Below are 26,981 nucleotides of genomic sequence, written 5' to 3'. Positions count from 1 at the left end.
GCCGCCTGCGGGAACCTGCGAATGGAGAACCGGCAGTCTTGGGGGACGGCCGGAATGCGGTGGACATTTGTGCCTTTCGCGGAGACTGCGGTTTCCCCCAGAAGGTGCTATATATAGGGACTGAGGACCAGAAAAATGCGGATCGAACGGCGTTTCACCAAGGACGGTCAATCGGCCTATGCGGAGATCGAATTCCGCAAGGCGCTCTCCGAGATCAAGAACCCGGACGGCTCTGTCGTGTTCCGCCTCGACGGCATCGACGTGCCGGCGCAGTTCTCCCAGGTCGCGACGGACGTCCTGGCCCAGAAATATTTCCGCAAGGCCGGCGTGCCGGCCCGCCTGAAGAAGGTCGAGGAGAATAACGTCCCCTCCTTCCTGTGGCGCTCCGTCGCTGACGAGGCCGAACTCGCCAAGCTTCCCGAAAATGAACGCTACGGTTCGGAGATCGACGCCCGCCAGGTTTTCGACCGCCTTGCCGGCACCTGGACCTACTGGGGCTGGAAGGGCGGCTACTTCAAGTCGGAAGAAGACGCCCGCGCCTTCCGCGACGAACTCGCCTACATGCTCGCCACCCAGCGCGTCGCGCCGAATTCGCCGCAATGGTTCAACACCGGCCTGCACTGGGCCTACGGCATCGACGGTCCCGGACAGGGCCACTTCTATGTCGATCCGTTCACCGGCAAGCTGACCAAGTCGAAGTCGGCCTATGAGCATCCGCAGCCGCATGCCTGCTTCATCCAGGGCGTGCAGGACGACCTCGTCAACGAGGGTGGCATCATGGACCTGTGGGTGCGCGAGGCGCGCCTGTTCAAATACGGCTCGGGCACCGGCTCCAACTTCTCGATGCTGCGCGGCGAAGGCGAAAAACTTTCCGGCGGCGGCAAGTCGTCGGGGCTGATGAGCTTCCTCAAGATCGGCGACCGCGCCGCCGGCGCCATCAAGTCGGGCGGCACCACGCGCCGCGCCGCCAAAATGGTGGTGGTCGACGCCGATCACCCCGACATCGAGGCCTACATCGACTGGAAGGTCAGGGAAGAGCAGAAGGTCGCGGCTCTCGTCACCGGCTCCAAGATCGTGCGCCAGCACCTGACCGCCATCCTGAAGGCCTGCGTCAACTGTGAAGGCCATGACGACGACTGCTTCGATCCTGCCGTCAATCCCGCGCTGAAGCGCGAGATCAAGGCCGCCAAGAAGAATTCGGTGCCGGAGAACTACATCTACCGCATCATCCAGTTCGCCAAGCAGGGCTACAAGGACATCGAGTTCAAGACCTACGACACCGACTGGGATTCGGAGGCCTACCTCACCGTTTCCGGCCAGAACTCCAACAATTCGGTCTCGCTGAAGGACGACTTCCTGCGCGCCGTCGAGCAGGACAGCGACTGGCACCTGACCGCCCGCAAGGACGGCAAGGTGCTGAAGACCCTGAAGGCGCGCGACCTGTGGGAAAAGATCGGCTACGCCGCCTGGGCTTCGGCCGATCCCGGCCTGCACTTCAACACCACCATGAACGACTGGCACACCTCGCCGGCCGCCGGCCCGATCCGCGCGTCGAACCCGTGCTCGGAATACATGTTCCTCGACGACACGGCCTGCAACCTCGCTTCGATCAACCTTCTGCCCTATCGCAACGCCGACGGGACCATCGACATTTCCCGCTACGAACACACCGTCCGCCTGTGGACGGTCGTGCTCGAAATCTCGGTGATGATGGCGCAGTTCCCCTCCAAGGAGATCGCCAAGCTCTCCTACGAATACCGCACGCTCGGCCTCGGCTACGCCAATATCGGCGGCCTGCTGATGACGTCGGGCATTCCTTATGACTCGGCGGAAGGCCGCGCCATCTGCGCGGCGCTGACCTCCATCATGACCGGCGTCGCCTATGCGACTTCGGCCGAGATGGCCGGCGAACTCGGCGCCTTCCCCGACTACGACCGCAACGCCACCAACATGCTGCGCGTCATGCGCAACCACCGCCGCGCCGCCTATGGCGACCGCGACGGCTACGAGAAGCTTGCCGTCAACCCGGTGCCGCTCAACGCCTCCGACCTGAAGCAGGTCGAGCTTGGCGAACACGCCAAGGCTGCCTGGGACCGCGCCATCGAGCTCGGCGAAGAGCATGGCTATCGCAATGCGCAGGCGACCGTTATCGCGCCGACCGGCACCATCGGGCTGGTCATGGATTGCGACACCACCGGCATCGAGCCCGACTTCGCCCTGGTGAAGTTCAAGAAGCTCGCCGGCGGCGGCTATTTCAAGATCATCAACCGCGCCGTGCCCGAAGCGCTGCGCACGCTGGGCTACTCCGAGAGCCAGATCGCCGAGATCGAGGCCTATGCGGTTGGCCACGGCAATCTCAACCAGGCGCCGGGCGTCAATCCCGGTTCGCTCAGGGCAAAAGGCTTCACCGACGAGAAGATCGCCGCCGTCAACGCCGCGCTGAAGAGCGCCTTCGACATCAAGTTCGTCTTCAACCAGTGGACGCTGGGTGCGGACTGGGTGAAGGAGACCTTTGGCTTCACCGACGAGCAGCTCGGCGATTTTTCGTTCGAGATCCTGCCGGCGCTGGGTTTCACCCGCAAGGAGATCGAAGCCGCCAACATCCATGTCTGCGGCGCCATGACGCTCGAAGGCGCACCGTTCCTCAAGGACGAACACCTGGCCGTCTTCGACTGCGCCACCCCCTGCGGCAAGATCGGCAAGCGCTATCTCTCGGCGGAATCGCATATCCGCATGATGGCCGCCGCGCAGCCCTTCATCTCGGGCGCCATTTCCAAGACCATCAACATGCCCAACGAGGCTAGCGTTCAGGATTGCAAGGAAGCCTACATGCTGTCCTGGAAGCTGGCGCTGAAGGCCAACGCGCTCTACCGCGACGGCTCGAAGCTCTCGCAGCCGCTCAATGCCTCGCTGCTGGCCGGTGACGACGAGGAAGACGACATCATCGACGAGATCGCCGCCGCACCTGCCGCCGCCAAGGCCGCGCTGGTCACCGAAAAGATCGTCGAGCGCGTGGTCGAACGGCTCTACCGCGACCGCGAGAAGCTGCCGAACCGCCGGCAGGGCTACACCCAGAAGGCGATCGTCGGCGGCCACAAGGTCTATCTCAGAACCGGTGAATTCGGCGATGGAAGGCTGGGCGAGATCTTCATCGACATGCACAAGGAAGGCGCCGCCTTCCGCGCCATGATGAACAACTTCGCCATCGCCATCTCGCTCGGCCTGCAATATGGCGTGCCGCTCGACGAATATGTCGAGGCCTTCACCTTCACCAAGTTCGAGCCGGCCGGCATGGTGCAGGGCAACGACGCGATCAAGAACGCCACGTCGATCCTCGACTACGTGTTCCGCGAGCTTGCCGTCTCCTATCTCGGCCGCCACGACCTCGCCCATGTCGACACGTCCGACTTCGGCAACACCGCGCTCGGCAAGGGCATCCAGGAAGGCAAGACCAACCTCGTGTCGACCGGCTGGACGCGCGGCCACAAGCCGATGCTGGTCGCCGGCAGCAGCGAGCCGAAAGGCTCGGCCGCAACGGTCACCCCCGCCCCGCAGCGCGCCGCTCCCACCGCGTTTTCGGGCTCCAACGTGCGCGCCATCTCGTCGGGAGCCACCGTGACGGCGCTGAAGCCGGTGGTGACCGAGCTCAGCGAAGGCGCCACCGCCTTCAAGCGCGACTATGAGGAACGGGCGAAGGAACTGGCCGAGGAGATCGCCGAGGAAAACCATCCGGACCTCTTCGAGGACGAGACGGAAGGCTCGGCCACGACCGCGCTGTTCTCCGACAAGGCGCAGGCCGACGCGGCGGCCGCCAAGGCCGAAGCCAAGGCGCTTGCCGCCGAACGCCGCGCCAAGGCGGTGATGCAGGGCTACACCGGCAACATGTGCTCGGAGTGCCAGAACTTCACCATGGTGCGCAACGGCACCTGCGAGAAGTGCGACACCTGCGGAAGTACATCCGGGTGCAGCTGAGTATGCCGAGCGGTAAAAAATGGAGAAGAACCCATTACTGGTATGCCGACTTGCTGTCGCTAGATGTTTAAGTAATTGAGGATGCGACCTGATTTTGTCTCTGTGAGAAGCATTCTGGCTCCAGTGGGACCTAAGGCCTGTCTCTGGGTGGATGGACATAATGTCCTGCCCTGGAACCGCATAGATCTCCCCTTGGGGATAAAGTCTGTCTCAACAAAGGCTCCCGACCGTCCAGGACCGAAACTCATGGTGACAAATGGCGGATGACGTAAATGCGACACGTGTGTTGCAACGAGCGAGTTAAGAGAGCGAGCGCCTCAGTTGGTGGGAGACCCAAAGTTCTGTATTTAGGAGCCAAAGTTCCGTCCAGCAGGTAGAGAAAACAAACACTTGCCTGAATGACCGACCTGCCGGACAGCGACGAAGGAACAGCAAATTAGCTTAGCTAAGGGCTTGGGACGCACTTTTCATGTTGGAACATGAATATACTGTGTTGGGCGGCGTGAATCGCGCTCGGATCGGGCACTACGTGGGAATCATATCCAGCGCTGTTTCGGCGAGTGTCGTATTCGTTTTGCTGTCAGCAATCGATTTGGCGAGTAAATTCGGTATCTCGGCAAATCTGCCCCCCGCAGTCCTCTCCTTAGCAGGCGCTGGTACTGTCTTCTTCGCTCTCTATTGGATTCTCGATCGGTTTGCCTGGAAGTGGAATGGTCTTTCCAAGCTGCTCAAAGTACCCGACCTGACGGGCAGTTGGGACTGTGAGGGCCAGACAATAAATCCTGACGGCACACTTGGTTATCCGTGGAAGGCAAAAATCACCATCGTTCAGAGTTGGGATCGCATACGGGTCCGCCTCAAAACGGCTCAATCTGGCTCCAACAGCACCAGCGCCGCCTTGATATGCGATGAAGCTGACGGTTACAGGCTTTTCTACAGTTACAAAAACGACCCCAACATTGGCGAGACCGAACTAAGGAGCCACCGCGGATCGGCAGAGATCACTTTCGCCAAGGACCTGCAGTCGGCTAACGGCGAATATTTCAATGGGCACGGCCGTTATACCTTCGGCCGGATGAGCCTCAAAAGGTTGTAGTATGGCCACGGATATTCAGAAGCGTCTTAAACACCTGAATACTCGCCGAACAGGCATCGATCGCCTGGGACGCCTTAGTACAGCCGCGCAGACTGACGTCTTGCAGAAAAGTCTCCTCGACGAGAGTTGGCAAAAGCGAGCCCCATCGCAACCCTACACTCGTTATGCGTTGGGTGGGATGCAGGAAGTAGGCCCAGATTACACCCGGATCAGCATCGAGACGGCAGAACGAGTCGGCAAGCAACTCAAGCAAAAGCTTGAGGCTGAGGGTTGGTCCGTTGAGTTTCGGCTGCAAGGATCGGTGCCGCTTAACGTCCACATAAGAGGTGTTAGCGACGTCGATCTTTTGAGTCTCGAAGCCAGTTTCCTCACCTACTTCCCTTCGGGACTTAAGGCCCGCCTCGGCCATTACACTAGTCCAACAAGCGAAAAGTCTGTCGAGCGGTTGATGCGGTTGCGCAAAGGATCAGAAAAAGCCTTGATCGATGCATACCCAGCCGCTGACGTAGACACATCAGGAGGAAAGGCAATCGCCATTTCTGGCGGTTCGCTAGCCAGGCCGGTCGACGTCGTGCCTTCACACTGGAACGACACCGTTGAATATCAATCTTCGAACCTTGAGCGCGATCGTGGTGTCACGATCTTGAACAAGAAGGTGCCAGAAACGATCGACAACCTGCCTTTCCTGCATATTGCCCGAGTGCATGACAGGGATCAAAATGAGGCGCAAGGCGGGCTGAAAAAGGCAATCCGCCTATGCAAGAATGTCAAAAACGACGCGATCGAAGACGGAAAGACTATTAAACTGCCAAGTTTCGACATTGCCGCTATCATGTACCACGCTAACCAAGCCGTGTTGCGGACAGGCGTCTTTTACGAGTTGGCGGTTCTTGCCGAAACACAGCGTTTCCTAGATCAATTGTGGCACAATAAGGAGTTTGCTCGGACACTGGATGTGCCCGACGGCTCACGCCGTATATTTGACAACGAGGGCAAGTTTGACGGCCTCCTCACCCTGTCTTCGGAGATGGATGACCTGGCACGCGAGGTAGCACGAGAACAGAACGAAGCTCTTCGCTATCAGCAATCTATCCCACTCGAGGAAAGCCGAAAAGCTATCTCGACCGTCTTAGTTCCCAGCTGAAGTCGCTGCGGCCTTGGGTGGAGGGCTTTGAAGGCCGGCAACAAGCATCGTCTTTCAGGTGTGACATCGCATCGAAGTCAATCGATTTCATTTATCGCGATTAACGTGCGCCGCAGGATAAAGGAGGGTCTTCTCCACGAGCGTGCGCAGGTTAGGTGCATCATGTCGTCGGTCATCGGTGGTCCTTCCGAAGGGGTTGGCGTCAACAACCAGACCCTACCGGAAAGCGCCGATGACCACCTCGATGCCGCTCGCTCGCTACAGCACTATCAACCGCGCGCTCGCGAGCGGCTCAAATCCGCCGAGCTACACCACCTCATGGGACACGACCCTTACCTAACGTATGCGTCAAAAATCATGTTTTGCGCAGCTTATGAGTCAAAAGCCACGCAACTTATGAGTCAACGTGGACGTCAACTCTGGAGAAATAGAGGGGCAACTGAGGCAACTTATGGGTCACAGGACACGGCTGTCGACTGTCCTTTGACTCATAAGTTGCGGTTTTTACGCATAAGTCAGCTGCGAGGGGAAGAGCCGTGTGGCCCCCTTCCCTCATGACCTGAGTTAGATCGCTATTTGTAAACGGGCGCGGCTACCGGTTCTTCGACTGGCGGTGGGGCCTTCCCCTTGCCTTTGCCGATTGTGCCGCAGCCACTGAGACTGGCGACGGCCAACGCGGCCACAACTGCAACTAGAAATTTGTTCATCAGGCACTTCCCTCCAGGCGGAATGGGTTGCTGGTACGACACATCCAAGCTACTGGGGAACTGCGCTATAACTAGTGCACAAAAGACACAGTTGGTATCCGGGCTATCGATACGGCCCAATGACAAAGTTCATCACTCCGGAACAGGGGACAAAAAGCTCCCGGAGTTCAGATGACCAGTACCGGCGTGTCCAAAGGCGTGCGGTCGTAGAGGTCAATGATGTCTTCATTTGTCAGACGGATGCACCCGTTCGACACCGCTGTGCCTATCAGCCACGGCTCGTTTGTACCGTGTATCCGGAAAAGCGTGTCACGGTTGCCGCGATAGAGATAGAGGGCCCGCGCACCCAGCGGATTGTTTGGACCGCCGGGAACCCCGCCAGCATACTGCACCAGATGCGGCTTGCGGCTGATCATGCTGTCGGTGGGCATCCACGATGGCCACTGCGCCTTGCGTCCGACGGTCGCTTTGCCTTTGAGCGTAAGGCCTTCCTCGCCAACGGCAACACCGAAGCGTGTCGCCCAGCCGCCCTGCTCGACCGCATAGAGGAAGCGTTCCGAAGTATCCACGACGATTGTGCCGGGGCTTTCGCGTCCGTCATACGGCACAAGCTGCTGCTGGAGGCGAGGGTCAAGGCGCGAGCGCTCTGGAATCACAATTGACCTGGTGCCCCACGCCTGTGCGCATCCAGAAAGCATGAGTGCCAAGCCGCCCAGCATTATCCCCCGGCGAGAAACACCATTGTCGCTCATTTCCGTACCTTGGAAGCTTTCAATCTGCGTATCGTGTACCCTAGTTCTGCACCAAGAGCCAATCCCAGCAAGTGCGGCTGTGCTCTGGCATCTGCTGGCAGTCGCGATGCTTGATCCATTCTCGAACTTTGCGAGGTTGCGGCCGAAATCAACTCTCACGTGCTGGACGCCAGCTTGATCACTCGACTAGGGTCGTGCGCGATAAACTCTGCAGGCTCAATGGACAGCGCGTCGGCGATCGCCGCGACGGTCGTCAGCGCCGGCGACTGTCTGCCACGCTCAAGCCTGCCGACATATTTCGTGTTCAACCCGGCCGAGTTGGCGAGTTTTGCCTGTGAGATTCCTCTCGCAACGCGCACGGCCCGAAGGTTGGCGGCAAAGATTTCTGCAATATTCATGCTGGCCGTTTCGGCCCCACCATGTCGGGCTCGGATTCATCCATGAGACCTCCTCCATTATCTCTCGAATACAGTCAGCAGCGTGCAGACGGGGCGGCTCCCTTCAGCAATAATCACTCCATGTAGAGACGCTTCAGGTCCTCGCTTCCTCCCTTTCAGCTCCAAGGCCAGCGCCGATCCCGTCGCAAGGCCAATCATCAGCCTTTCAAACGGAGCGAGCTTCCGTTCGGTGACGACTTTCCGCCAATCCCGATACAATTCGTGGGTCTGCTCGTGAACACCGAGCAGACCTGAGCCATGTAGACTAAGCATCTTCACATGAGGGGGCCATTCCGGCGGCGGCGAGAACGGCGCTATATTGGCAGCGTCCCGATCAGTCATCCCACCCTAGTATTGGCCACGAATTAGCAGATCGTTGCCATAAATTGTACATGCTTGCCGCGCGTCGCGATCGGTGCGCCAAAGCCTGGATCAGGAACCCACGATGGTAATCCGCCAGAGTTTGAGAAGTTCACCATCCTCGTCGTCCGGTAAGTTGCCCTCGTATTCTTCGATCTCCGCCCTTTCAGCTTCGATGATCTCTCCATCGGCGAGGCACTTCTCGAGCAGCTCTTCGGCATGCGCCTGAGAAGGAAGCGCCTCCTTGTAGTTGGTGCGGCTCATTGCATCTCTCCCGGTGCAGCTGGATCAGCCCCGGCCGTCGCGCTTCGGCGGCCAGGGCCTTGCCCGCGCAAACGTGTGTTCGGGCGTTTCAGCGGGGCAACCATCCTGGAACGGCGCGGGCGAGAGGTCTAATCACTTTCAGGGAACGTGCGGCGGACTCCAAGTTGGCCGGATGTTGTTTTATTCTTTCATCGCTGCATTCGAACTGGCGCTGGAGATGCCTCAGCCTCCGAGTCAATCGATCCCGGCAGCGCGATTCGGAAAACAGATCCATGAGAGTCCGTGCGCGCAATGTACAATGCACCGCCGTGTGCTTCCACAATCAATCGGCAGACGGCCAAGCCAATACCCATTCCATCAGACCTGGTTGTGAAGAACACGTCGAATATCCGCCCCGTGTTTTCCGGAGCTACCCCGATCCCATTGTCCTCCACGGATAGCGCTACACCATTGTGCTCATCCGGTTCCGACCTGATGCGAAGGACTCGCGGTCGACCGTTCGTGTGTCGCATGGCCTCGATCGCATTGCTGACAAGGTTCAACAAAACCTCCCGAATCTGACCTCGATGAACTGGTACCGTCGGAATTGGCTCGTTCAAGTCCAACTCGACCAGAACGTTACCATCCTCCAGTTCTCCTCGAGCCAGTGCGATGGTCTCCTTGATGATTTCGTTGGCATCGATTAGCGTTCTTTGTCGCTCGCCGCCGGCGAACATTTCTCTCACCGATTGAATGACTTCGCTGACCCTGCCGGTATCCGATATAATACGTTCATATGCCCGTTGGGCTCTCTCGAGATTAGGCGGCGACCTTCTGATCCAATTCAAACCGGCTCCGGCATTCGCCTCAATGGCAGTCAACGGCTGCCTGATTTCATGCGCCATCGCCGCGGACACCGCATTGATTGAGATCAGTTGGCCTTCGCGCTCGCTTTGGCGAGCCAGCACCGACATGGCCAACCTTGCGTAAAGCATTGTCGACTCGGCGAGCAACACGAGTAAGACCAAGCTGTCTGACACAACCGCGAAAATGCGGTTTGCATACCAGGCCACGTCAAAGCGAACGCCGACGAGGTTCAAGAGGATCGACGACAAGAGCCAGGCCAGCGCGACAATCAGCAGCCATAGATCAAGCACCGAGCGCTGTGAAAACCAAATCGATGCCAATGCGGCTATACTTACGATCAGCATGAAGGCGGAAACGAATTTCACAAAAGCAGCCGTGTCGGTTACGGTGACGATCAAGGGTGGCACCATGTCCTCGTGCGTCGTGAGGAACCAAGTCATGGCGCACACCAAGGCAGTCACGATGCAAGCGTCTGCGGCAACGGCGGTCGCAACAGAGTTGCGGACCATTTGCTGCTGCGGGACCTGCTGGGGGACTTTCCGCGATATCGAGTACAGGATGATGGTCGCCGGCAAGGCCATTTGCCAGACGGTAAACAGCCACGGCGAGGTTTGCAGACCGGCGTGCAACAAGCCGTTTGGTGCAAATGCTCCGGGGAAGGTGAGAGCATATGGAATGATGATCAACGCGCAGAACAGATAACCGCCAGCGAGCACTCGAAGAGACCAAGAACGTAAAATTGCGAAGTGGGCATACAGGAGTACGGCGGAGATCAAGTCGGTAAGAAACAGGATGGTCGCGAAAACCGGGACGAAAACATCAAGCCGTTTAAGGCGAACATGGGCGAACGGCAGCACCGAAAAAAACACGACCAGAAGCAGCATAGCTGTGACCAATGCCGCGCGCTTCTGCACTCGGCTCGGCGGCGCGCTTGGGATCAGCCGTGCCTGGGATTGAGTCAGCAAGCTTGCGTTCCACCTTGACGCGTCCTCCAGCGGCGCGCTTCCGGCATTCTACGCTAACTGGTGGTAACTGAAAAACCAGAAAGCCGACTCAGACCCCTGCCCGCTTCAGCGGTCACCGCCCAATGTATGCCGCTTTTTCCCGGTGATCTTTCGCCTGGCCGCGATCTCGGCTGTCGCCCACATTCCCTTCGATCAACTCGTTTGGCCAGCAAGATTCAATGGGGCTCGAGGTGGAAAGATTCAGAAAGGCGTTAGCAGATTGCATCTTCCAACTGCCAAATGGGAGGTTCACGTTCAACGCTTTCTGACGTCTGCCCGTCAGGTTTGTTGCGCTCGCGCATGTAAATTTTCATCGCCTCCCCCTTGCCGGTGCCGATCACGCCAGCCACGGCCGGACCGGTGTGAGCTCGGCTCGAGGACCTATTCCAGGGACACATCAAGCCGACTACTTTTCCACCGAGTACCGATATTCGCCCCAAGCATCCACGAAAATGAACACGCCAGCCGACTTCGATGTTTCGTTCCTGCTACGGAAGATGGCCGCACAATTGGGTCCCGCATCTTTCCACCGATAGCAGATCAGGGAGTTGCCAAGATATTGGATCGTCGCGGTATCCTGGCCGAAGGTCCCCAAAGACTGGATCGTACCGTCACTGGCAACTACATCCGTGAAGGACGAGCCGGAGCGCATATCCTTTGCGCGGAGTGTGTGCCCGAACATCATCGCCTTGATCTCCTCCGAATTAAGCCGATCCTTTGACCCGCCATCATATCCGAACGGCAGTTCCGGCAGTCCGGCGGCCGCGAGGTCCGCGAGCTGGCGCTCGAAGACAGCCGAATCCTTGTAGGGCCTTTCAAGATGACTATTCCGTTCGTTCAGCTGGGTCCATTGCGGTTCAGGCTCGAGCGCTTGCTTGAGCGCCATCCGTGCATCCTCCAGGCGGCCGAGACGGACATAGCTCGCAACCATGTAAAAGCTGGCATCGTCACCGAACACACGGCTCAGTTCCTGATGTCTTTTTGCGGCCTCCACCGACTTCTCGTACTCGCCAGTCAGGTAGTAAATCCAGGCCAGTATGCGTGTGTTCCTTTGAACGGTCGGGTCGCTGCGGACGGATTCTTCTACCCATTCCAATGCCCGGGCCGTGTTGCCTGACGCGGCCTGCACCCGAGACAGGAACGACAGGGTGTCGGCATCATAGGGGGCGAGGGCAACGGCGGCTTCGGCATCCGCAACAGCCCGCTCGAAATTATCTTCGAGCCAATGGATGTAGGCCATGAGCTTGCGGCCGCTCCATTGGACACGCGGTGAAGTATTCTGTTCGGCAAGGGCTCCTCGTGCGAGTTCCCCGGCTCTCCGATAGTCTGCCGCCCCTTTGTCGGTGCTGAAATTCCAGGGGCGGAAGAAATGATACCAGCCCAGCGAGACGCGCAGCAGCGCGGAGGTCGGGAATTTCTCAAGTCCTTCCCGCCAAATCGCTCCCGCGCGGTCGTGTTCTTCAATGGTTGGGAACCGGGCGATAATCTCGTGACCGCTGAGAAAGTAGTCGTATTCGCTGAAGTCGGCCTTGGCCTTGCCTTCGGTCCGCTTGTATTCGTACTTTCTGATTGCTCCGCCTTCGCTTGCCAGCGCGTTTGCGATCCTTCCGATGGCCGTGTTCTGAAGGGCGGAGGCTTCGCTGCCCTGGTAGCGTTCTGCCCATATGTGGGCATCGGTATGGACATCGATCAACTGGGCATTGATGCCCAGCCCATCCCCCTTCTTCTGCACGCTGCCTTCAACGATGTAATCGACCTTCAGGTCCTGCCCCGCATTCGCGTGGGTAGAATCAGTGCCAAAGCTCGAGTTTCGCGACAGCACCGTTATGCCGGGAAAGCGGGACATTGCGGTCGTGAGGTCCTCGGCGATGCCGCGGCCAAGTGAATTGAGCGCAGGGTCGTCGCTGAAGTTTTGGAAGGCCAGCACCGCTAGGGAAGGGAAGCCTTCCCGGACCGGCGCTCGCTGTTGCCACTGCCAGACCCCCAAACTGACAACGACAGCCAACAGCAGCGCGCCGATCGCGGCGATACGGCCGGGCTGCCGAACCAACCCGGCAAGCTTCTTGATGACCGACCTTGGCTTGGACACGTCGCCGACGAGAATTCGGTAAACAGAGATTGGCGATGCAATGTTCTTGACCCGATGCTCGCCCATAGACTCCAGTTTGAAACTAACCTTGCTCGTAAGCTGATCGTAAACGTTGCGGGAGACGCAGACCCCGCCAGGCTCCGCAAGCTTCTGAACACGGTCCGCGATATTGACGCCATCGCCAAACAGATTGCCGCCCTCGGCGACGACGTCACCGATGTTGATGCCAATGCGAAACTGTAGCCGCTCGTCGGAGGGGACGAGCTCGTTGCGTCGGGCTATATCCTGTTGGATTTCGACGGCGCAAAGACTCGCTTCAACGGCACTCGGAAATTCGGCGACGACACTGTCCCCGGCACTGTTGAACACCCTTCCCCGGTGCGCTTCAATCAGTGCGTCAACGATCTCGCGATGCAAGCGGAGCGCCTCCAGCGTGGCGTCCTCGTCGGCACCCATCAGGCGGCTGTAGCCGACAACATCGGCAGAGAGGATTGCAGCCAGCTTGCGTTCCATGGAAAGCCTGTCGCCCGGTCTGGAAGACAATCCTCAAGATATCACACAAGCAGGCGATGGGCACCGCTCGTAAGCCGACCCTCACAGCATCCTGCTCCTCGCCCGGTAAGTTGCTGCTGGATTGTTGACGCGGCGGACGGCGCGTTCGACCGATCCGAATCCGTGACATTGGACGCTCGGGTTCCTACATACGCCAAAACGGCTGACATCACCCGGTCACGGTTCTCGGCTATATCCGGGACAATCAGAAAAATTGGAGGCGATTCATGCTGGACGAGCGCGAACCGACGCTTGACGAAATCCTATCCGAACCGATCATCCGCCAGGTGATGAAAGCAGACGGCGTTGTCTCGGCCGATATCCGTCGTTTGTATCGCTCCCTGGAAAGCGATGGGGAGAGCCCGCCTGCCTTCATGTGCGCTCAGCTCTTGGAGGCCTGCCGTCCTCAGGTTTAGTTCCCGGCTTCCAGCATTGCTGACATGTCGGACAGACGCTTGCAGTCATTCCCGGCATCTGTCATCAGGGTTCCTGGGCATCGAAATCGACGCGCAGGATCCGAAGAATGTGTTCAGCGACTATGGGCGGTCGGCGTTCGCCGTCCGGGCATGGCTGTCATGGCTGCTCGGGCTTTTGCCAGCGGCTGTGTTTGCTGCGTCGAAAGGCACGCCTGGTATGAGAGCCGCATTTTTCGCGGCGGCGGCGCTTGCGGCGACCGTGCCCACTGGTTTCGCCGAGACCCTCAGGGTTGACAGGGACTTTTGGCGAGCTGCTGTGTGGCAATATAGCGATTGCCAAAAGGCCACCATTGCGGAACTGAAGGGTGTAGGACCAATTCAGAAACTGCAATCCTTGGTCCCAATGACCGAGCAGTGCATGGACCTTTTCGGCTTCAGCCCGGATGTTTCACAATGCCTTCACCATGGCGAAGGGTACGAGGGCTTCAAGCATTGTGTTGTGCGCCGCACCGTGACGAAACTGCGGCTTCAGCAAGACTGACCACCCGGTCGGCCACACCGCAGAAGATGTCGGATATTCGATGCACCAGGCTGGCGACCGAACTCTTCGTGAAAGTCCTCAAGCCCACGAGGTTCGAGGTGGCCTCGCAGAGGTTTCCTGACACCGCGACACTGGAGACATTTGGAAACTCACTGGGGCTGAGGGACATTGCCCCCGATGCCGAATTGGGAATGCTACGGGTGGTGGATATGGTTCCCGCCGATACTCGGCTCGACGACGTAGCTGAAACCAACCGAAAGTATCAGATTTCGGAGCCAAATCTCAGTCTCTAGACGGGACGGCCGCGACCGGTGGTTTCGAAGCGCCTGATATCTGGCGGTCACAACATCAGCAAGTAGCGCTCGCCAGGTATTGGGCATTTCCAAAAGGCCGTAGTGGGCGGAAGGTGGCCCTAAACCTGACCGAATACTCCAGATACGCCAGGGGCAAACACGCGACACCCGGCTCATTTCACCACCGAGAACTCGAAACGGCGCAGGCTCTCCGGCAACCGTTCCGCAGGTTTCCACGGACGGGGGATCGCCCGCCTACATCCGTCAGATGCGCAGGGAAGCGACCGATGACCGATGAACTGATACTCTTGGCCGAGATCGTCGGAACGGTTGTCGTCATCGCCGTGGTCTGCGTCCTCGTGTGGAGAATGATCCGACGCCCGCCGCCTTGAATTTGTTCCTACGCCACCTTCCTGAGCAGCCCGCCGGGCCGGCTGAAACCCGAAGGCCGGCCCGCTTTACCCCTTCCGTTCTCAGATCGTTGGCCGGCTGTTCCCGGTATATTACGTATAAGTAACGTGGGTAGTTAACATGCCGGGCATCAGGCCACCCATCGGCGATCCCGTCTATCCTCCCACCCCAAATCGCCGACAAACCCGACCACGATTAGGCCGGCATTCGCGCCGGCCTTTTTTAGGGTGTGGAGCTCGCCAACGTCACGATATTTCGCATTAGAGTTGCGGCGGGCGGGAAATTCTCTCGGGAGTGCCTTCAATGCCCCGAAAGGCACTCCCGAAGTTTTGGAAGCGCCGTCCGATGCTTCGCGTCCCGTTCGCCCTAGACGTAGTATCGGAAGGGAAGCGGCAGCGCACTCACCAGCTTGGGTGAGGCCATTAGGATTTCTCCTACCCGGTCTGCGAATTTTAAGGTGACTGGCAGCCCCGATGCGAAATCGCAGGCATTGTAGTTGACCTTGGTTAAGGCAAGCACGTCAGCAAGTACTTGGGCAAGGTCGCCCTCGCCATGAGTAATCTGAACCGACAACGGCTTCGGCGTCTCGAATCCCTGATAGCTGGCAAGCCTCGGTACATAGCCGCGGGTCCACAAAAAAGCGTGCTTTGCTCCAATCTCGACCGCCGTGCCTCGCAAAACGGGAGTTGATGCCGTCGGCCGGAACAGGCGCATGTCGTCGCCTCTCTGTATACGAACGCCGACCAGTGACGTCTCGCTTGGCACTGAGGCTTTGAAGCCCGCCCACTCCGCCTCGTTGAACCGATGGCGACCATGAATGAAGAGTTGCGCGGGCGGATGGCCGTGCTTGGCCTCATAGCCCAAGATGACTGAAGACATAAGTTGTTGGGCGGCGCTGCTCGACAAATGGTACTCGCGGTTCTTGTCTGAGTACCAGGGACCCAAAGCACCGCGAAAAACGAGCCCATCGCCCGAGTCCAGGAACATTTGAGCCGCGCAGCACGCTTCACCAACCTGGTGGGGCGTCTCATTTCTCTTGAAGACAAGGCCCACATAGCAGACGCCCGGTCGCACATTTGCCAGCGCCCAAGGCTTTGAACCCATCTTGAAGTAGAGAGTGGTGCCGAAGTTCCACGCAACTGTCGCTTCGTCCTGCAGGCCCCGCGGTCGCCTGTGCGGATCGACGATGCTGCGATCGGCCAGCGTGCTTTCCAGCACCAGTTGGAGAGCGATTTGATCGATCAGCAACTCGGCCTTTAGCTGGTGATGGAAGTTGCTTGAGAACAGGTACGTCTCGGCATCTTCCATAGTTTCCGGGAACAGATCGCCACCCTCAAAAAAACGCTTCGCGGCCCTGGCCGAGATGATGTCGGACACACGGCGTTCGGCCCTTGGAGGTGCAGCAACCTCGGGTCGGCCATAGCGATACACAACATCCGGAATAACCACGAGCCAAAGGTCGGGCCGCTGTTCTTCAGTGCGGAGGTGCGCGCGAATCGCATCGGCAAATATCTTCACTGCAGTTCGTACGGCATCGGCGCGGTTGCTGCGTTTAATCGCCGCTTCTACGGCTGCGCCATCCACCGCAACGTTGGCAAGTGACCGCTCCGGCAAACCGACGCCGAAACAGGCCTCGAAGCCCGGCCAAGCCGGTGCCCAGATGACGGGTTCGTTCCGCCGATCCATCTTACCCGGGATCCATCCAGCAAGGCGCTGCATCCAGTTTCCCGCAAGTCCGAGCCCCGTCGAGGTACCAATGACACCGACCCGCGCCAAGGCGAGTCCCGGCGTTCGTTCGACTGGCCCGAAAAGGAAAAGTCCGTCCTTCGGGGCTTCAAGTGCTTGATCATGACCAACGCGGAGCAGCGGTTCGTCCAGCTGGTGAACGCGAAACATCAGGCCGTCCCCTCGGGATCAGCCTGATCATCGTCGGCGAAGCCGTCTTCGTCTAAGTTGCTGTCGAGCCAAATCTCCCCGCTCTCGTCCTCTTCAGACGACCGAACTTCTTCGGCACGGTATGAAACCGCCGTTTCCATCCTGAGCGGGAGGCTGGAGACGCCAAGGCTTTCGCTGCCCGCGGCGATGTTGATCGAGGACTGTCCTTGCGCGATCCAGTTCATGCCAGCCAGCAACAGGTCGCGCCATTTATCGTTCCACCAAGATTTGGTGAGTCGCATGCGTACACGTTGCGTTTGCGCGCCTGGCAAAGGAGTTCGACCATCTTGAGAGAGTGCCATGTTTGCATGCACTCGGAAAAAAGGCAGAGGCCACAACATGGGCTTGGCGACGAGGCAGAGATGCCACCGCCGGTCCTTGAATTTGCCGGATACCAGGCGGCTCACCTTACGGCCGTCGGGCAGGACAAATTTCACGGGACCATCGACGAGACCGTCGGGAAAGAACCAGCCAACCCGGCCGGCGGCGAACTCGAAACGTTGCAACCCTCGGACCGACATCGCCCGATCCCAGTGCTGCCTGAGCATGTTGACGACGTGGACTCGAGCATCTGCTCGATTTACGAAAGGGTCTATGTCATTGCCATCCAACAGACTCGGAAAAGTTATCCGGAACCGAGTTTGTAGTTCCGGGCCATTGCCACCCGATTGCTGAAACGACGCCGGATCGCAAAAGGTGGCAGCAAGTCCACTGTGGACCACGTGAGGTACTCCGCTGGACTTGAGCCAGCGTTCAAACTGGTCCCGAGTTCCCTTCGCACCGAACAGCAGAAGCATTTCGGGCAACGGATCGATAGCGAACCAGTTCGACCAAAGCGTCTCAGGCTCCTCCAAGATTGCCAGTCGACCGGCTTCCTGGGCGTTGATCAGTGACCGCAACAGAGCGCCGTCGGTTGTCTGCAGGCGAGGAACGCAGGCGTCCTCTAACGTTTCCAAAAGTGGCTTGAGGCATGCAGCCCAGTTGGGGAAGGCGTCGATCACATTGCGACGGAGCAACTCAGGCGGGAGGGTCCCGAAGCCTACCTCCGCAACCCGGATCGGGATCATGAAACTGGGATCGTTGAGTTGCTTGCTCATGTAGTCGCCAATAGCAAGTTCCTTCTTGACTCCACTTTTGGCGATATGGGGAGAAACGACTACGATTTGTTTGATAGTAACTGTGCGGAGCGTTTCGTCGATCACATCCCAGAAGTCGTCGCCACCGCGCAATGAGCGCAAATCAGCCCAAACCTTGTAGCCAGCCGCTGACAGGCGCGCGCCGAGCCAACGCGAGAACATGTTGTCCTCGGGATTGGCATGGGTGATCAGGACGACATCGCGTCCGGCTGGGACTGACATGCCCGGATTTGTGCCTTGAAGGAAGTATGATTCGGCTGTGAGTGTAACAGCCACAACATGCCTCCGCGCTACCTGAAGGCAAAGCAGAAATGCCAAGCTAAGGTTAGGAACGTCGGTTACAGTGAACGTCCGCCATCAAGCAACGAAAAGGGAAGATGAAAGGCGGCTTCGGGTCAATTCTTGCCGTCTAAGCCGACTGCCCTGAATCCGCGCGTAATGCCAAGAGCCGACCTCCGGGCCTTTCCCAAAATAGAACCTTTAAACCAAGCTGTCGCAACACTCATCTAATCGCATAGGAGGAATGGGAATGCATCACGTTCGTCAAGAGGACTTGCCCTTTGTTGGTGGTATTGTCCATGAGTTTGTCGGAGCCGATCAGGGCGACACCGGTGTGTCGGTCTTCCTGTTCCACGGGAAGCCCGGTTCAGGGCCGGGTCCGCATCGGCATCCTTATGACGAGATTCAGTTCATTCGTGAAGGCTGCGGAGTGTGGACCGTCGGTGGCAAGACTTTCGAAGGCCGTGGTGGCGACATCTTTGTCATCAAGGCCGGAGAGGTTCACAGTTTCAAAGCAATCGGCGATTCGCCGCTGGTGCAACTTGACGTACATGTCAGTCCACATTTCATCCAAGAGGACTTATAGCCGTTCATTTGCCCACAGACCGCCAGGACACTGTAAACTTACCGATAGCCGAGACAGGACGGGCAGGCAGCATGTGCTCATGCGGCCGGAAGATGGGCGATCCTTTTCCATAGATGCATGGCGGCCGCTCGCAGCTTGCGATGATGTTGAGATGGTATGTCGTGTCGGAGTATGTGGAGGAGGTTGGCGATCGGATCATGGATCGAGACGAAGCGCTGCAACTGCCGTGATGACTTGAAGCTCTTCATGATCCTTTCCTGTTGTCGGATCGGCTGATGAACCTTCTCCGCACTGTTGTTTAGACCCTTGTGTGAACGATGCTCGATGCCGGGCTCCCGCTTCGCGGCATCACAGCATCGAAGCTTGTCGGTGATCGGGACGCGCGGGGCAGAACCTTTCCCTTTCAGCAGTCGTTTGGCCGCCGCAGCGTCAGCGCCGCTTGTGCGTCACCGGCGCTCGATCAATCGTCAGGGGGATGTAGACGTCCGCAGCTGCCGGCTCAGGCGCAGTCCCGGGCGACTCGAAATGTCCGTTCAGCCGGTTGCCAGAAGGATCCTCGAGGTTGCCGAAGACGGCCAGCGTGTACCGCGATTCAGTCCAGGGAGTATTGGGGGTAAAGGTCCATCTCTTTTCGCCGACATCCAGACGAGCGCGCCCTTGGATTCGGCGACCACTCGAGTTCGCAATCGCAAGGTAGTCGACATCCCGACCGTCGATAGGAACGTCCAAACCCACCACCAGCGGCTCGCGTGTGCCAGCAATGACGCTTCCGACGTTCCAGCCAGACGGGCGCGGGCCATCGTGGTCGTTCGCACCCACATTCCAGCGCTTGATTTCCTGACCGTCCAACGTCAACACCACCAACTCGTCGGCGTGGAGCACAGGTCCGACGGTGTCATGGGCGATAAGCCCGCTCTTCACGCGCCCAGGATGCAGAAGCACCGTCACAATCTTGCCGCTGGGCGACCAGAGCTGCTGCTCCAAGAACGGCTTGTCGATGACATCGCCGTTTGATCGGCGAAGTTCCAGCCGTGGCAGGACGTACTCGCCGACGGGCTGCGCGAACACCAGGGAGATGCGCAACAGGTTCGCTGGCACCTCCGGTCCTGAAGGTTGGACGGCAACAGGCACCAGCTGGGTAGCGACTGCCTGAGCTGTAGTCGCTACCCACAGGGTCAGCATACATAGAACGCTTAACGCCTTCGTCACAGCGGTCTCACTCGTGCGAACCGATGAGTTCGGGGAACCCTTCCTGCTTCATCAGGATGTCATGGGCAGGCTTGAAGTACTTGAGTTGGAACTCGTCGTTGTTGTAGCGGTACTGGGGGAAGTCGTACTCGGAGACGTAATCGGTTAGCCGGAACAGCATGGCCTTGTCGAACGACACCAACTGCAGGGCATCCTTCTCCAGCTCTCGGCGCACAACGATGAAGAACTGGTCGTCGAGGTTGTCAATGCGGGTGGCCCCCACCAGCGGTGCCGGCGTCTCCTGCACGCCGACGATGTGGCCAGCAGGCACGGGCTTGTCGATGCCGGGTTTCTCGTTCGCAGCCTCGACCTCTGAGACCGGGATGATGTTGCCCGAGCGTTGGTAATTCAAAAGCATCAGCATGTCTTGCGGCTTGCCGCTCGGGTCCTTGGCGCTGTACGAAATCATGTCCGCGGGGGTGTTGCCATAGCCCAGTTCCGCGATTGCCTTGCCCTTGATGTGCGCACCGTCCTTCAAGTCCTCGAGCGGGATGGTCACGAGCGGAGTGCAGAGATACGCGGCGACGACGTAAGGCTTTCCACCAAGCGTTGCGAACGAGATTGCGCGAATGGGAGCGCGCGTTTCAATCTGGTTGTGCGTGGTGTGGTAGATCTCCACCGACGTCATCGTCTGTTGGCTGGTGAACGGGTATGGGATGCGACGCAGAGTCGACGCGAAATCCTGATTTGACAGGCCCGCAACGAACAACTCGCCGTTGTTCCACTTCATGTCCGTGACCGTGAAGCTGCGTTCCGGTGTTTCCTTCCAGAACTCGTACTTGGAGTTGTTCGGGTTCGTCAGTGTCACCGCCGTCGACTTCATGCTCGCAAGGTTGAGCTTGCGCACCTTTTGGTCGGAAGTGACTGCAACAACCGCCGGCGTCTTGGTCGCTCCGACGCTTACTGCCAGATACACCTCGCCCGAGCGCGCCGCCATGTCTTCGACCTTGACCTTGCCACCGCCTAGCGACCTGGAGAGCAATGCCTCCAGGTCCAGGATATTGAAGGTGCCTTCGCCGCTTCTGGGCACGGGCACCGGCAACGCCAGCGCATGCACCTGGGCGGCTTTCCAGTCGGCAACAAAGAGAATGTTGTCGGGGCCGAATGTGAGCCTCGATACGGACTTCACGTCGGCGGCATGGGCGATTTGTGCTTCTGTCTAAAGACTCGCGCCGCCGAGCAAGAGCAGGCCAATTACGCGAATTGCATGGGAGACTTTCATGTTTCCTTCCTTTCGAGGTTGGAAGTTGAGAGTTTTCGGGAGATGCGGTCACGCATGCTGCTAGGTCGAGGTACCTGAGCGGCCTGCGGGACCTTCTGCCCCGCCCAAACGCTAAGCAGCACGATCGTCATACCAGCTAATTGGAGCGCTCCGAGGCTCTGGCCCAATACTATCCAGCCGATCATCACTGCGACGACCGGGCTTAACAGGCCAAGCGGGGCGACAGCCGCAGGCCCGAGCCGGGCAATGCCGCGAAACCAAACGATGTAGGTCAAAGCCGCGCCGGGCACGGCAAGCCAGATGAAGCCGACCAGGTTCTTCGCGCTCGGAATGGGCAGGGCGGGCTCCATCATAAGAGCGACCGGCAAAAGCAGCAATCCGCCGGCGGTTAGTTGCCAGGCCGAGAAAGTGAGCGCCGAGACCGGCGCTTGCCAGCGCTTGCTCAGCACTAAGCCCGCCGCAAGAGATACGGCGCTGCCGAGACCTGCTATCAGTCCCAGCGGATCGAGCCTCGCATTGGGCTGCAGTATTAGCATCGCGACGCCGAGAACTCCTGCAAGCGCAGCAACGACGGCGACTAGGCGTACCGGCGTTCCGATCATGAAGCGCGCCAGGACAAGTACGAAAAGCGGCTGCATCGCCCCTATCGTGGCCGCGACGCCGCCAGGCAGTCGATAGGCGGCAACGAACAGCAGATACCAGAAGATGGAAAAATTCAGCGCGCCCAGAAGAAAAACGCGACCCCACCATTTGCCGCTTGGCATCGAACCCACGGCTGCGAGCAGCAACAAACCCGCCGGAAGCGCTCTCAGCATGGCGACGGTCAACGGCCGGTCCGGCGGTAGAAATTCGGTGGTGACGATGTACGTCGTTCCCCATATTGCGGGTGCGACCGCGGCCGCGAGAACATCGGCAAAGCGGCTGGTCATAGGCCCCCTCACACAAGTTCGAGGACGGGTTCGATCGGCCGTCGCGGCTTTTGCGGCCAGTTTCGCGGCAGGCAGCGACCCAGGGCGACAAGCATCACGGGCAATTCGTCTGACGCGAGCCCGAATTCGGCAACCAACGAATGGGCGTTGGAGTCGACCATCGGGCCGGTCGAGAACCCCATGGCGGATGCAGCCATCATCAGCATCGAAGCGCCGAGCGTAGCGCTGCGAACCGCTTCGTGCGCGATTGAGGCCGTCAACGCAGCGAGGCTTGTCAATCGTGTGACATTGGCACGTTCCGCTCGCATCATCATCCTGTCCTTTGTGGTGTCGATCTGCTTGTTTTACGGACAGCGTGGCCGGGGAAAAAGCTCGCCGTGGGACGAACAGTTTTCGCTGACGGTCAAGAATACCGGTCAGCAGCAGCAGCACGATCACAGAATTTGGATGCCAGACTGCGCGCAATTTGGAATATGTGAGGGCAAAGAGATGGTGCGGCTTTAGGGGCCAGCCGTAGTCATTCATGACGGAAGGCAGGCGACGCGCCAGAAATTCCACGAAGGCCTTTACCTATAGCGCCGCGCGTCGGCAGTCTCCTCGACCACCACGGAGCGACGATCGGATTGCAGCTAGTCGGGCAGTTCTGCCTGGATTTTTGACTGGCAGCGGTGACGAAAGCCGCCTGCGCCCCCGACGAGGGACGCAGGCGGCGTGCTTTCTCAACAAGACCGGGGGCAGCGTATCGCCGCCCGCCAATGACCTCAGCGCAGCGACCGAAAGCTCTCGCGAATATCCTCGACAAGAGCCTGCGGCTGCTCCCAGGCGGCGAAGTGACCGCCCTTCTCATGGCGCTTGTAGAACATCAGGTTTGGGAAAGCCTTGCGCGACCAGCTTTCCGGGGCCGTGTAGATCTCATCCGGGAAAGCGCTGACCGCAACCGGGATGGTCACGCCCTTGGGCGCGAAGAAAGCGAGCTTGCTTTCCCAGAACAAGCGCCCGGAGGAGAGCCCTGTCTTGGTCAGCCAGTAGAGCGTGATGTTGTCGAGGATATCATCCTTCGTCAGCCCCTCAGTCGCTCCGTCAAAGACGCGATTGATCAGCTTCTGGCTCTCCGGGTCATGATCGATCATCCAGGCGGCAAGCGCAATCGGCGAATCGTCCAGGCCATAGAGGGTCTGCGGGCGGGCACCCATTTCCAGCGCGTAGCCGACACGATGCTTGTAGAAGAAATCGAGTTGCTTCCATGCGTAGTCCTCGTCGTCCGACAGGCCCGTCGGCTTCGGAGCGCCGCCCAGTGCCGCCGATATATTGTCGGGAAGCGTGCCGGGCATGTTGGTATGGATGCCGAGCAGTCCGGCCGGCTTCTGTACCGCCATCTGCTCGTTGACAGCGTCACCCCAATCGCCGCCCTGGGCGACGTATTTCTTGTAGCCCAGACGGTCCATCAACACGGTCCAGGCCCGCGCGACACGCTGGGGACCCCAGCCGAGTTCGGTGGGCTTGCCTGAAAAGCCGTAGCCGGGTAGCGACGGGATCACCACGTCGAACGCATCGGCTTCGGTGCCGGCATGCGCGGTCGGGTCGGTCAGCCGGTCGATAATCTTCAATTGCTCGATGATCGAGCCCGGCCAGCCATGCGTAATGATCACCGGTAAGGCGTTCTTGTACTTGGACTTCACATGGATGAAGTGGATATCCACGCCGTCGATGTTGGTGACGAACTGGGGATACTTGTTGAGGTTTGCCTCGACCCTGCGCCAGTCGTACTGACTTGCCCAGTAGTCGGCGAGCTTCTGCATCGTCGCCAGCCGCACGCCCTGGGTGTCGTCTTGAACAAGTTCTTGGTCCGGCCATCGCGTCGCTGTGACCCGCTGCTTGAGGTCAGCCAGTGCTGCCTCGGACGCTTGGAAGCTGAACGGGCGGATCGAGGCGTTCTGGGCTGGCTGCGTGGCAACGGCTGGGGCCTCGGTGGCTGACCCTTCCGCGGTTGCAGCTGTTGCGACCAAAAGCCCGATTGTCCCGACAGAAGCCGCGGCGAGCATCCTTCGAAGTGATTGTCGCGAGCGCGGTACGGCGGCAACGCGATTGCCCTCGTTCAGGAAGGCATCTTCTGGGCCCGAGCCGATATTCTGCGATGCGCCATCAACGACGACGAATTTGCGTGTATTACTCATTTCGTACCTCGAGGTCTGGTTGGTGCGGCCGCCTGATTGCGCCGCTTGCCATCATTTGTGTGTAGCCACGGGGGCGTGCTCACGTTCCGCTTTTTCATCGGGGGCTAAAAGCGGACAATCGCGGCCCGATCCCCACCCGCCTAGATACCCGGAGACCCCGTCCCACAGCAGCTTCAATGCCGTGACGACCAGCAATCCATAGCAGGCGCGATCGAGCTGCCGTTGGTCGAGTAATCCGCGAAGCCGCCGCCGAATACGCCCTTCGAGAAATAGAACCGAGGCCGCCATCGCGATATCGTCGCCCGGTTGAGGGTGCTCTGCCGCCGCTTCGAAATTGGAAAGCCGGTTTTCAGCTACTGGAGTGGCAGAGCAACCGGACGTAGAGGGGCTGCATCGCCGCCACGGATTTTCAGCGGGCCGCCGATGAAGGCGAACTCATAGACCTTGTCCCGTGACAGCTCATCAAGTGCGAGCAACTCGATGATCGGAGCGCCCTGCTGCGCCAGCAGGTAGGTGTGGAGCGGCACATAATCGTCCGGCACTTCCGAAGGAAAGGCTTCGAAGCTCAGATTGTCTGCGCCGACCACCATCGCGCCACCTTCTTCGACGAGGTAGCGTGCCGCATCCAATCCCATGCCGGGAGGGTTTGCCATATAGGCTTGCGGGTCGTTAAACAGTTTCATACGGCCGGTTCGGATCAGAACGATGTCGCCTTCCTGCAAGGTGGAGTTCTGGCGTGCCAGTGCGTCCTTGATATCCTGACGGGTGATCCGATAACCGTCCGACAGCATGTCCAAGCCCTTGGCCGCGGCAATATCGATCATGACGCCCCGGGCGATGAGTGGCGGGAACTTTTCAATGCCGGTGCGCTTCCAGCCGCGATCGCCTAGCTGCTCGTCGGCCTTGAAACCGTTCCAGATCTTGCCATGAATACCGAAATGGTTGAGCGCGTCGATGTGGGTGCCGGTATGGCTATACATGGAAAACGCCGATCCCGTGTAACTACGGGTGGCATTCATTTCCTTGCCGACGCCCATCGGGTCATCCACCTCCGTGCCGCGCGGCGTATGGGTCATCCAGAACTGGTAATGTGGATCGCCCGCAGCCTGCCAGCTCGGCATGCCTATATAGTAGTCCGTCGCCAGATCGTATGCCTTGCCGCCCTTGATCCGCGACAGGACGGCGGCGCGCGATTCCGGCGTGATCAGGTTGAGGCGGCCGATTTCATCGTCCGGACCCCACGGGCTGATGCCAACTTCCTGACCGCTGGTGGCAACGGGCGCTTTTGCGTTACCGTCGGCATGGGCTATTTGTGCTTCGGTCGAAAGGCTGGCGCTGCCGAGCAATAGCAGGCCGAATACGCGAAGTGTACGGGAGCGTTTCATGTTTCTTTCCTTTCGGAGGTTGGGGCCGAGAGTTTCCGAGATGCTGTCATGCATTCTGCATGACAGCTTGCAGCCGGGCCTTCAGCGCCGGTGCAGGCATGGTTTGCAATCGGTCGAGATCTGGACCGACGATCAGGGTGGGAATAGAGCGAATGCCCAGCTTGCGGGCCTCGTCGCGGTCTGCCTGCACCCGGCTATCGGCGGCTTCACTGTTCATGCGGGAGGCAAAGACGTCGCGCGCGAAACCCAGATCGACAGCGATGTCGAGCAGCACGGACGGGTTGCCGATATTGCGATGCTGGCTGAGGTGGGCATTCTGGACGGCATCGAAATAGTCCCAGTGGGCAGCATCGCCGCCTATGATATGGGCTGCCTGGCAGGCGAGCGCGCCAGCAAGACCACTAGGATATTCGAAGCTTTCTGCGCGCATGCCTTCGATATCGATGCGCTGCTCGTCATCCTGTTTCGCGCAGGCTTCCCAATGGCCAAGAATCTCGGTCTTAGCCTTCTCCATCGTGCCGAAAGCCTCCATTATCCTTTCACGGGAATCCTGCAGGACGAAGCTGCGATGGCGGACCGCGATATCTAGCTCGGCTGCGACCTGCCGCAAACGTGGTGACATGACATAGCACCAGCCGCAAACGACATCGTGAAAGAAATCGACGATCAACGGGGCTGTGTGGCCGGTGGGGGTTTGTGGCGTCATCGTCCTGTCCTTTGTGATGTCGATCTGTTCGATGACATCAACTTACGGACAGCGGGGCGGGGGAGTAAGCCCGTCGTGGTACGGACAGTTTTCGCTGCCGGTCAAGAATACCGGTAGGCAGCAGCAGGATTACAGGATTTGGTTGCCAGCCTGCGTGCTTTGGGACGCTAGGTGGTGTGGACTCTTGGGATTCCCAAGGCTGAGCAAATCAGATTCAAGGCTGTCTTTTGGAGGCAGCCATGGGTGTTCTCGACCGTCTGATACTTCGCGACGACCAGTGGGAGCGCATGTCGGTCCACATCATCGGTGACGAACGGACGCGGGGTTCGTCGGGCCGCGACAACCGGATGTTCGTGGAAGCGGTGCTTTGGATCGTGCGCACGGGCTCGCCCTGGCGCGATCTGCCCGATGTCTTCGGAGACTGGAACAGCGTCTTCCGCCGTTTCAGCCGGTGGAGCCACAAAGGTGTCTGGTGGCGCATCTTCGCGGCGATGTCG

Annotated in this window: 22 protein-coding genes and 2 pseudogenes; 8 read left to right on the top strand and 16 right to left on the bottom strand. The window is 59.2% G+C overall.

What is annotated here, in order from left to right; all coding sequences use genetic code 11:
* The first annotated feature begins 135 nt into the window (after nt 1-135).
* The 3 genes from F3H98_RS18475 to F3H98_RS18465 all read left to right on the top strand — a co-directional run bounded on the left by F3H98_RS18475 (nt 136) and on the right by F3H98_RS18465 (nt 6,212).
* Entirely contained in the window at nt 136-3,972 is a 3,837-nt protein-coding gene (locus tag F3H98_RS18475; RefSeq protein WP_149761736.1) for a vitamin B12-dependent ribonucleotide reductase, read from the top strand.
* A 469-nt stretch (nt 3,973-4,441) separates the two neighbouring features.
* Complete coding sequence (locus F3H98_RS18470; RefSeq protein WP_149761734.1) at nt 4,442-5,068, top strand: Cap15 family cyclic dinucleotide receptor domain-containing protein; 627 nt, start codon at nt 4,442-4,444, stop codon at nt 5,066-5,068.
* A 1-nt stretch (nt 5,069) separates the two neighbouring features.
* On the top strand, nt 5,070-6,212 hold the full coding sequence (locus F3H98_RS18465; protein WP_149761732.1) for a nucleotidyltransferase-like protein: 1,143 nt from the start codon (nt 5,070-5,072) through the stop codon (nt 6,210-6,212).
* Nucleotides 6,213-6,784: 572 nt separating this feature from the next.
* Here the strand turns inward: F3H98_RS18465 and F3H98_RS31820 are convergent.
* The 6 genes from F3H98_RS31820 to F3H98_RS18435 all read right to left on the bottom strand — a co-directional run bounded on the left by F3H98_RS31820 (nt 6,785) and on the right by F3H98_RS18435 (nt 13,184).
* Nucleotides 6,785-6,919, bottom strand: a complete 135-nt coding sequence (locus F3H98_RS31820; RefSeq protein ID WP_149761730.1) for an ABC transporter — start codon at nt 6,917-6,919, stop codon at nt 6,785-6,787.
* A gap of 167 nt (nt 6,920-7,086) precedes the next feature.
* Entirely contained in the window at nt 7,087-7,671 is a 585-nt protein-coding gene (locus tag F3H98_RS18455; RefSeq protein WP_149761728.1) for a L,D-transpeptidase, read from the bottom strand.
* A gap of 155 nt (nt 7,672-7,826) precedes the next feature.
* Nucleotides 7,827-8,069 carry a helix-turn-helix domain-containing protein gene (locus F3H98_RS18450; RefSeq protein ID WP_149761726.1) on the bottom strand — a complete coding sequence of 81 codons (243 nt, stop codon included), beginning with the start codon at nt 8,067-8,069 and terminating at the stop codon, nt 7,827-7,829.
* A 471-nt stretch (nt 8,070-8,540) separates the two neighbouring features.
* Nucleotides 8,541-8,732 (bottom strand): hypothetical protein, encoded by a 192-nt coding sequence (locus tag F3H98_RS18445; protein ID WP_149761724.1) that lies wholly within the window; start codon nt 8,730-8,732, stop codon nt 8,541-8,543.
* A gap of 188 nt (nt 8,733-8,920) precedes the next feature.
* Nucleotides 8,921-10,543 carry an MASE4 domain-containing protein gene (locus F3H98_RS18440; RefSeq protein WP_149761722.1) on the bottom strand — a complete coding sequence of 541 codons (1,623 nt, stop codon included), beginning with the start codon at nt 10,541-10,543 and terminating at the stop codon, nt 8,921-8,923.
* A 445-nt stretch (nt 10,544-10,988) separates the two neighbouring features.
* Nucleotides 10,989-13,184 carry an adenylate/guanylate cyclase domain-containing protein gene (locus tag F3H98_RS18435; RefSeq protein ID WP_149761720.1) on the bottom strand — a complete coding sequence of 732 codons (2,196 nt, stop codon included), beginning with the start codon at nt 13,182-13,184 and terminating at the stop codon, nt 10,989-10,991.
* 266 nt (nt 13,185-13,450) lie between these two features.
* Here F3H98_RS18435 and F3H98_RS18430 point away from each other — a divergent pair, with 266 nt between their 5' ends.
* Both F3H98_RS18430 and F3H98_RS18425 read left to right on the top strand, forming a co-directional pair.
* A complete protein-coding gene (locus F3H98_RS18430; protein ID WP_149761718.1) occupies nt 13,451-13,639 on the top strand; it encodes a hypothetical protein in 189 nt (62 codons plus the stop codon).
* A 109-nt stretch (nt 13,640-13,748) separates the two neighbouring features.
* Complete coding sequence (locus F3H98_RS18425) at nt 13,749-14,180, top strand: hypothetical protein (protein ID WP_149761716.1); 432 nt, start codon at nt 13,749-13,751, stop codon at nt 14,178-14,180.
* Between the two features lie 1,070 nt (nt 14,181-15,250).
* Here F3H98_RS18425 and F3H98_RS18420 read toward each other — a convergent pair.
* Together F3H98_RS18420 and F3H98_RS18415 are read right to left on the bottom strand one after the other, a co-directional pair.
* On the bottom strand, nt 15,251-16,780 hold the full coding sequence (locus F3H98_RS18420; RefSeq protein WP_149761714.1) for an argonaute/piwi family protein: 1,530 nt from the start codon (nt 16,778-16,780) through the stop codon (nt 15,251-15,253).
* Entirely contained in the window at nt 16,780-18,231 is a 1,452-nt protein-coding gene (locus tag F3H98_RS18415; RefSeq protein ID WP_210249694.1) for a toll/interleukin-1 receptor domain-containing protein, read from the bottom strand. The genes F3H98_RS18420 and F3H98_RS18415 overlap by 1 nt, the downstream gene beginning before the upstream one ends.
* Before the next feature lie 253 nt (nt 18,232-18,484).
* Here F3H98_RS18415 and F3H98_RS18410 point away from each other — a divergent pair, with 253 nt between their 5' ends.
* Nucleotides 18,485-18,820: a cupin domain-containing protein gene (locus F3H98_RS18410; protein WP_188130460.1), complete on the top strand. Its 336-nt coding sequence runs from the start codon at nt 18,485-18,487 to the stop codon at nt 18,818-18,820.
* A gap of 77 nt (nt 18,821-18,897) precedes the next feature.
* On the opposite strand, the pseudogene F3H98_RS18405 reads toward F3H98_RS18410, so the two are convergent.
* The 4 genes and pseudogenes from F3H98_RS18405 to F3H98_RS18390 form a co-directional block, all read right to left on the bottom strand.
* Nucleotides 18,898-19,236: pseudogene (locus F3H98_RS18405) on the bottom strand (DDE-type integrase/transposase/recombinase); the annotation flags it as partial.
* 13 nt (nt 19,237-19,249) lie between these two features.
* Complete coding sequence (locus F3H98_RS18400) at nt 19,250-19,918, bottom strand: Ig-like domain-containing protein (RefSeq protein ID WP_244621784.1); 669 nt, start codon at nt 19,916-19,918, stop codon at nt 19,250-19,252.
* Nucleotides 19,919-20,036: 118 nt separating this feature from the next.
* Nucleotides 20,037-21,197: a hypothetical protein gene (locus F3H98_RS31815; RefSeq protein WP_244621783.1), complete on the bottom strand. Its 1,161-nt coding sequence runs from the start codon at nt 21,195-21,197 to the stop codon at nt 20,037-20,039.
* Nucleotides 21,198-21,286: 89 nt separating this feature from the next.
* A complete protein-coding gene (locus tag F3H98_RS18390) occupies nt 21,287-22,219 on the bottom strand; it encodes an EamA family transporter (RefSeq protein WP_149761707.1) in 933 nt (310 codons plus the stop codon).
* 180 nt (nt 22,220-22,399) lie between these two features.
* Between F3H98_RS18390 and F3H98_RS31125 the strand changes: the two genes are divergently transcribed.
* Nucleotides 22,400-22,723: a hypothetical protein gene (locus F3H98_RS31125; RefSeq protein WP_188130459.1), complete on the top strand. Its 324-nt coding sequence runs from the start codon at nt 22,400-22,402 to the stop codon at nt 22,721-22,723.
* A gap of 257 nt (nt 22,724-22,980) precedes the next feature.
* Here the strand turns inward: F3H98_RS31125 and F3H98_RS18380 are convergent, their stop codons facing one another.
* From F3H98_RS18380 to F3H98_RS18365, 4 genes and pseudogenes are all read right to left on the bottom strand, one after another.
* Nucleotides 22,981-24,393: an alpha/beta fold hydrolase gene (locus F3H98_RS18380; protein WP_149761703.1), complete on the bottom strand. Its 1,413-nt coding sequence runs from the start codon at nt 24,391-24,393 to the stop codon at nt 22,981-22,983.
* A 141-nt stretch (nt 24,394-24,534) separates the two neighbouring features.
* A pseudogene (locus F3H98_RS31805) lies at nt 24,535-24,639 on the bottom strand (sulfite exporter TauE/SafE family protein); the annotation flags it as partial.
* Nucleotides 24,640-24,746: 107 nt separating this feature from the next.
* Nucleotides 24,747-25,739: a cyclase family protein gene (locus F3H98_RS18370; RefSeq protein ID WP_210249693.1), complete on the bottom strand. Its 993-nt coding sequence runs from the start codon at nt 25,737-25,739 to the stop codon at nt 24,747-24,749.
* Between the two features lie 85 nt (nt 25,740-25,824).
* Complete coding sequence (locus F3H98_RS18365) at nt 25,825-26,448, bottom strand: DsbA family oxidoreductase (RefSeq protein ID WP_210249692.1); 624 nt, start codon at nt 26,446-26,448, stop codon at nt 25,825-25,827.
* Between the two features lie 275 nt (nt 26,449-26,723).
* Between F3H98_RS18365 and F3H98_RS18360 the strand changes: the two genes are divergently transcribed.
* Nucleotides 26,724-26,981: transposase (locus tag F3H98_RS18360; protein WP_149761697.1), on the top strand; the 258-nt coding region annotated here is incomplete at its 3' end.

It is taken from the genome of Neomesorhizobium albiziae (genome assembly GCF_900114255.1).
Lineage (GTDB): Bacteria > Pseudomonadota > Alphaproteobacteria > Rhizobiales > Rhizobiaceae > Neomesorhizobium > Neomesorhizobium albiziae.
This window is presented reverse-complemented; position numbering and strand designations above follow the sequence as displayed.

Bases quoted from the DNA above. Each gene is read 5' to 3' on its own strand.
- F3H98_RS18475 (WP_149761736.1), top strand. From the start codon at position 136: ATGCGGATCGAACGGCGTTTCACCAAGGACGGTCAATCGGCCTATGCG.
- F3H98_RS18470 (WP_149761734.1), top strand. From the start codon at position 4,442: ATGTTGGAACATGAATATACTGTGTTGGGCGGCGTGAATCGCGCTCGG.
- F3H98_RS18465 (WP_149761732.1), top strand. From the start codon at position 5,070: ATGGCCACGGATATTCAGAAGCGTCTTAAACACCTGAATACTCGCCGA.
- F3H98_RS31820 (WP_149761730.1), bottom strand. From the start codon at position 6,919: ATGAACAAATTTCTAGTTGCAGTTGTGGCCGCGTTGGCCGTCGCCAGT.
- F3H98_RS18455 (WP_149761728.1), bottom strand. From the start codon at position 7,671: ATGAGCGACAATGGTGTTTCTCGCCGGGGGATAATGCTGGGCGGCTTG.
- F3H98_RS18450 (WP_149761726.1), bottom strand. From the start codon at position 8,069: ATGAATATTGCAGAAATCTTTGCCGCCAACCTTCGGGCCGTGCGCGTT.
- F3H98_RS18445 (WP_149761724.1), bottom strand. From the start codon at position 8,732: ATGAGCCGCACCAACTACAAGGAGGCGCTTCCTTCTCAGGCGCATGCC.
- F3H98_RS18435 (WP_149761720.1), bottom strand. From the start codon at position 13,184: ATGGAACGCAAGCTGGCTGCAATCCTCTCTGCCGATGTTGTCGGCTAC.
- F3H98_RS18430 (WP_149761718.1), top strand. From the start codon at position 13,451: ATGCTGGACGAGCGCGAACCGACGCTTGACGAAATCCTATCCGAACCG.
- F3H98_RS18420 (WP_149761714.1), bottom strand. From the start codon at position 16,780: ATGTTTCGCGTTCACCAGCTGGACGAACCGCTGCTCCGCGTTGGTCAT.
- F3H98_RS18410 (WP_188130460.1), top strand. From the start codon at position 18,485: ATGCATCACGTTCGTCAAGAGGACTTGCCCTTTGTTGGTGGTATTGTC.
- F3H98_RS18390 (WP_149761707.1), bottom strand. From the start codon at position 22,219: ATGACCAGCCGCTTTGCCGATGTTCTCGCGGCCGCGGTCGCACCCGCA.
- F3H98_RS31125 (WP_188130459.1), top strand. From the start codon at position 22,400: ATGGCGGATGCAGCCATCATCAGCATCGAAGCGCCGAGCGTAGCGCTG.
- F3H98_RS18380 (WP_149761703.1), bottom strand. From the start codon at position 24,393: ATGAGTAATACACGCAAATTCGTCGTCGTTGATGGCGCATCGCAGAAT.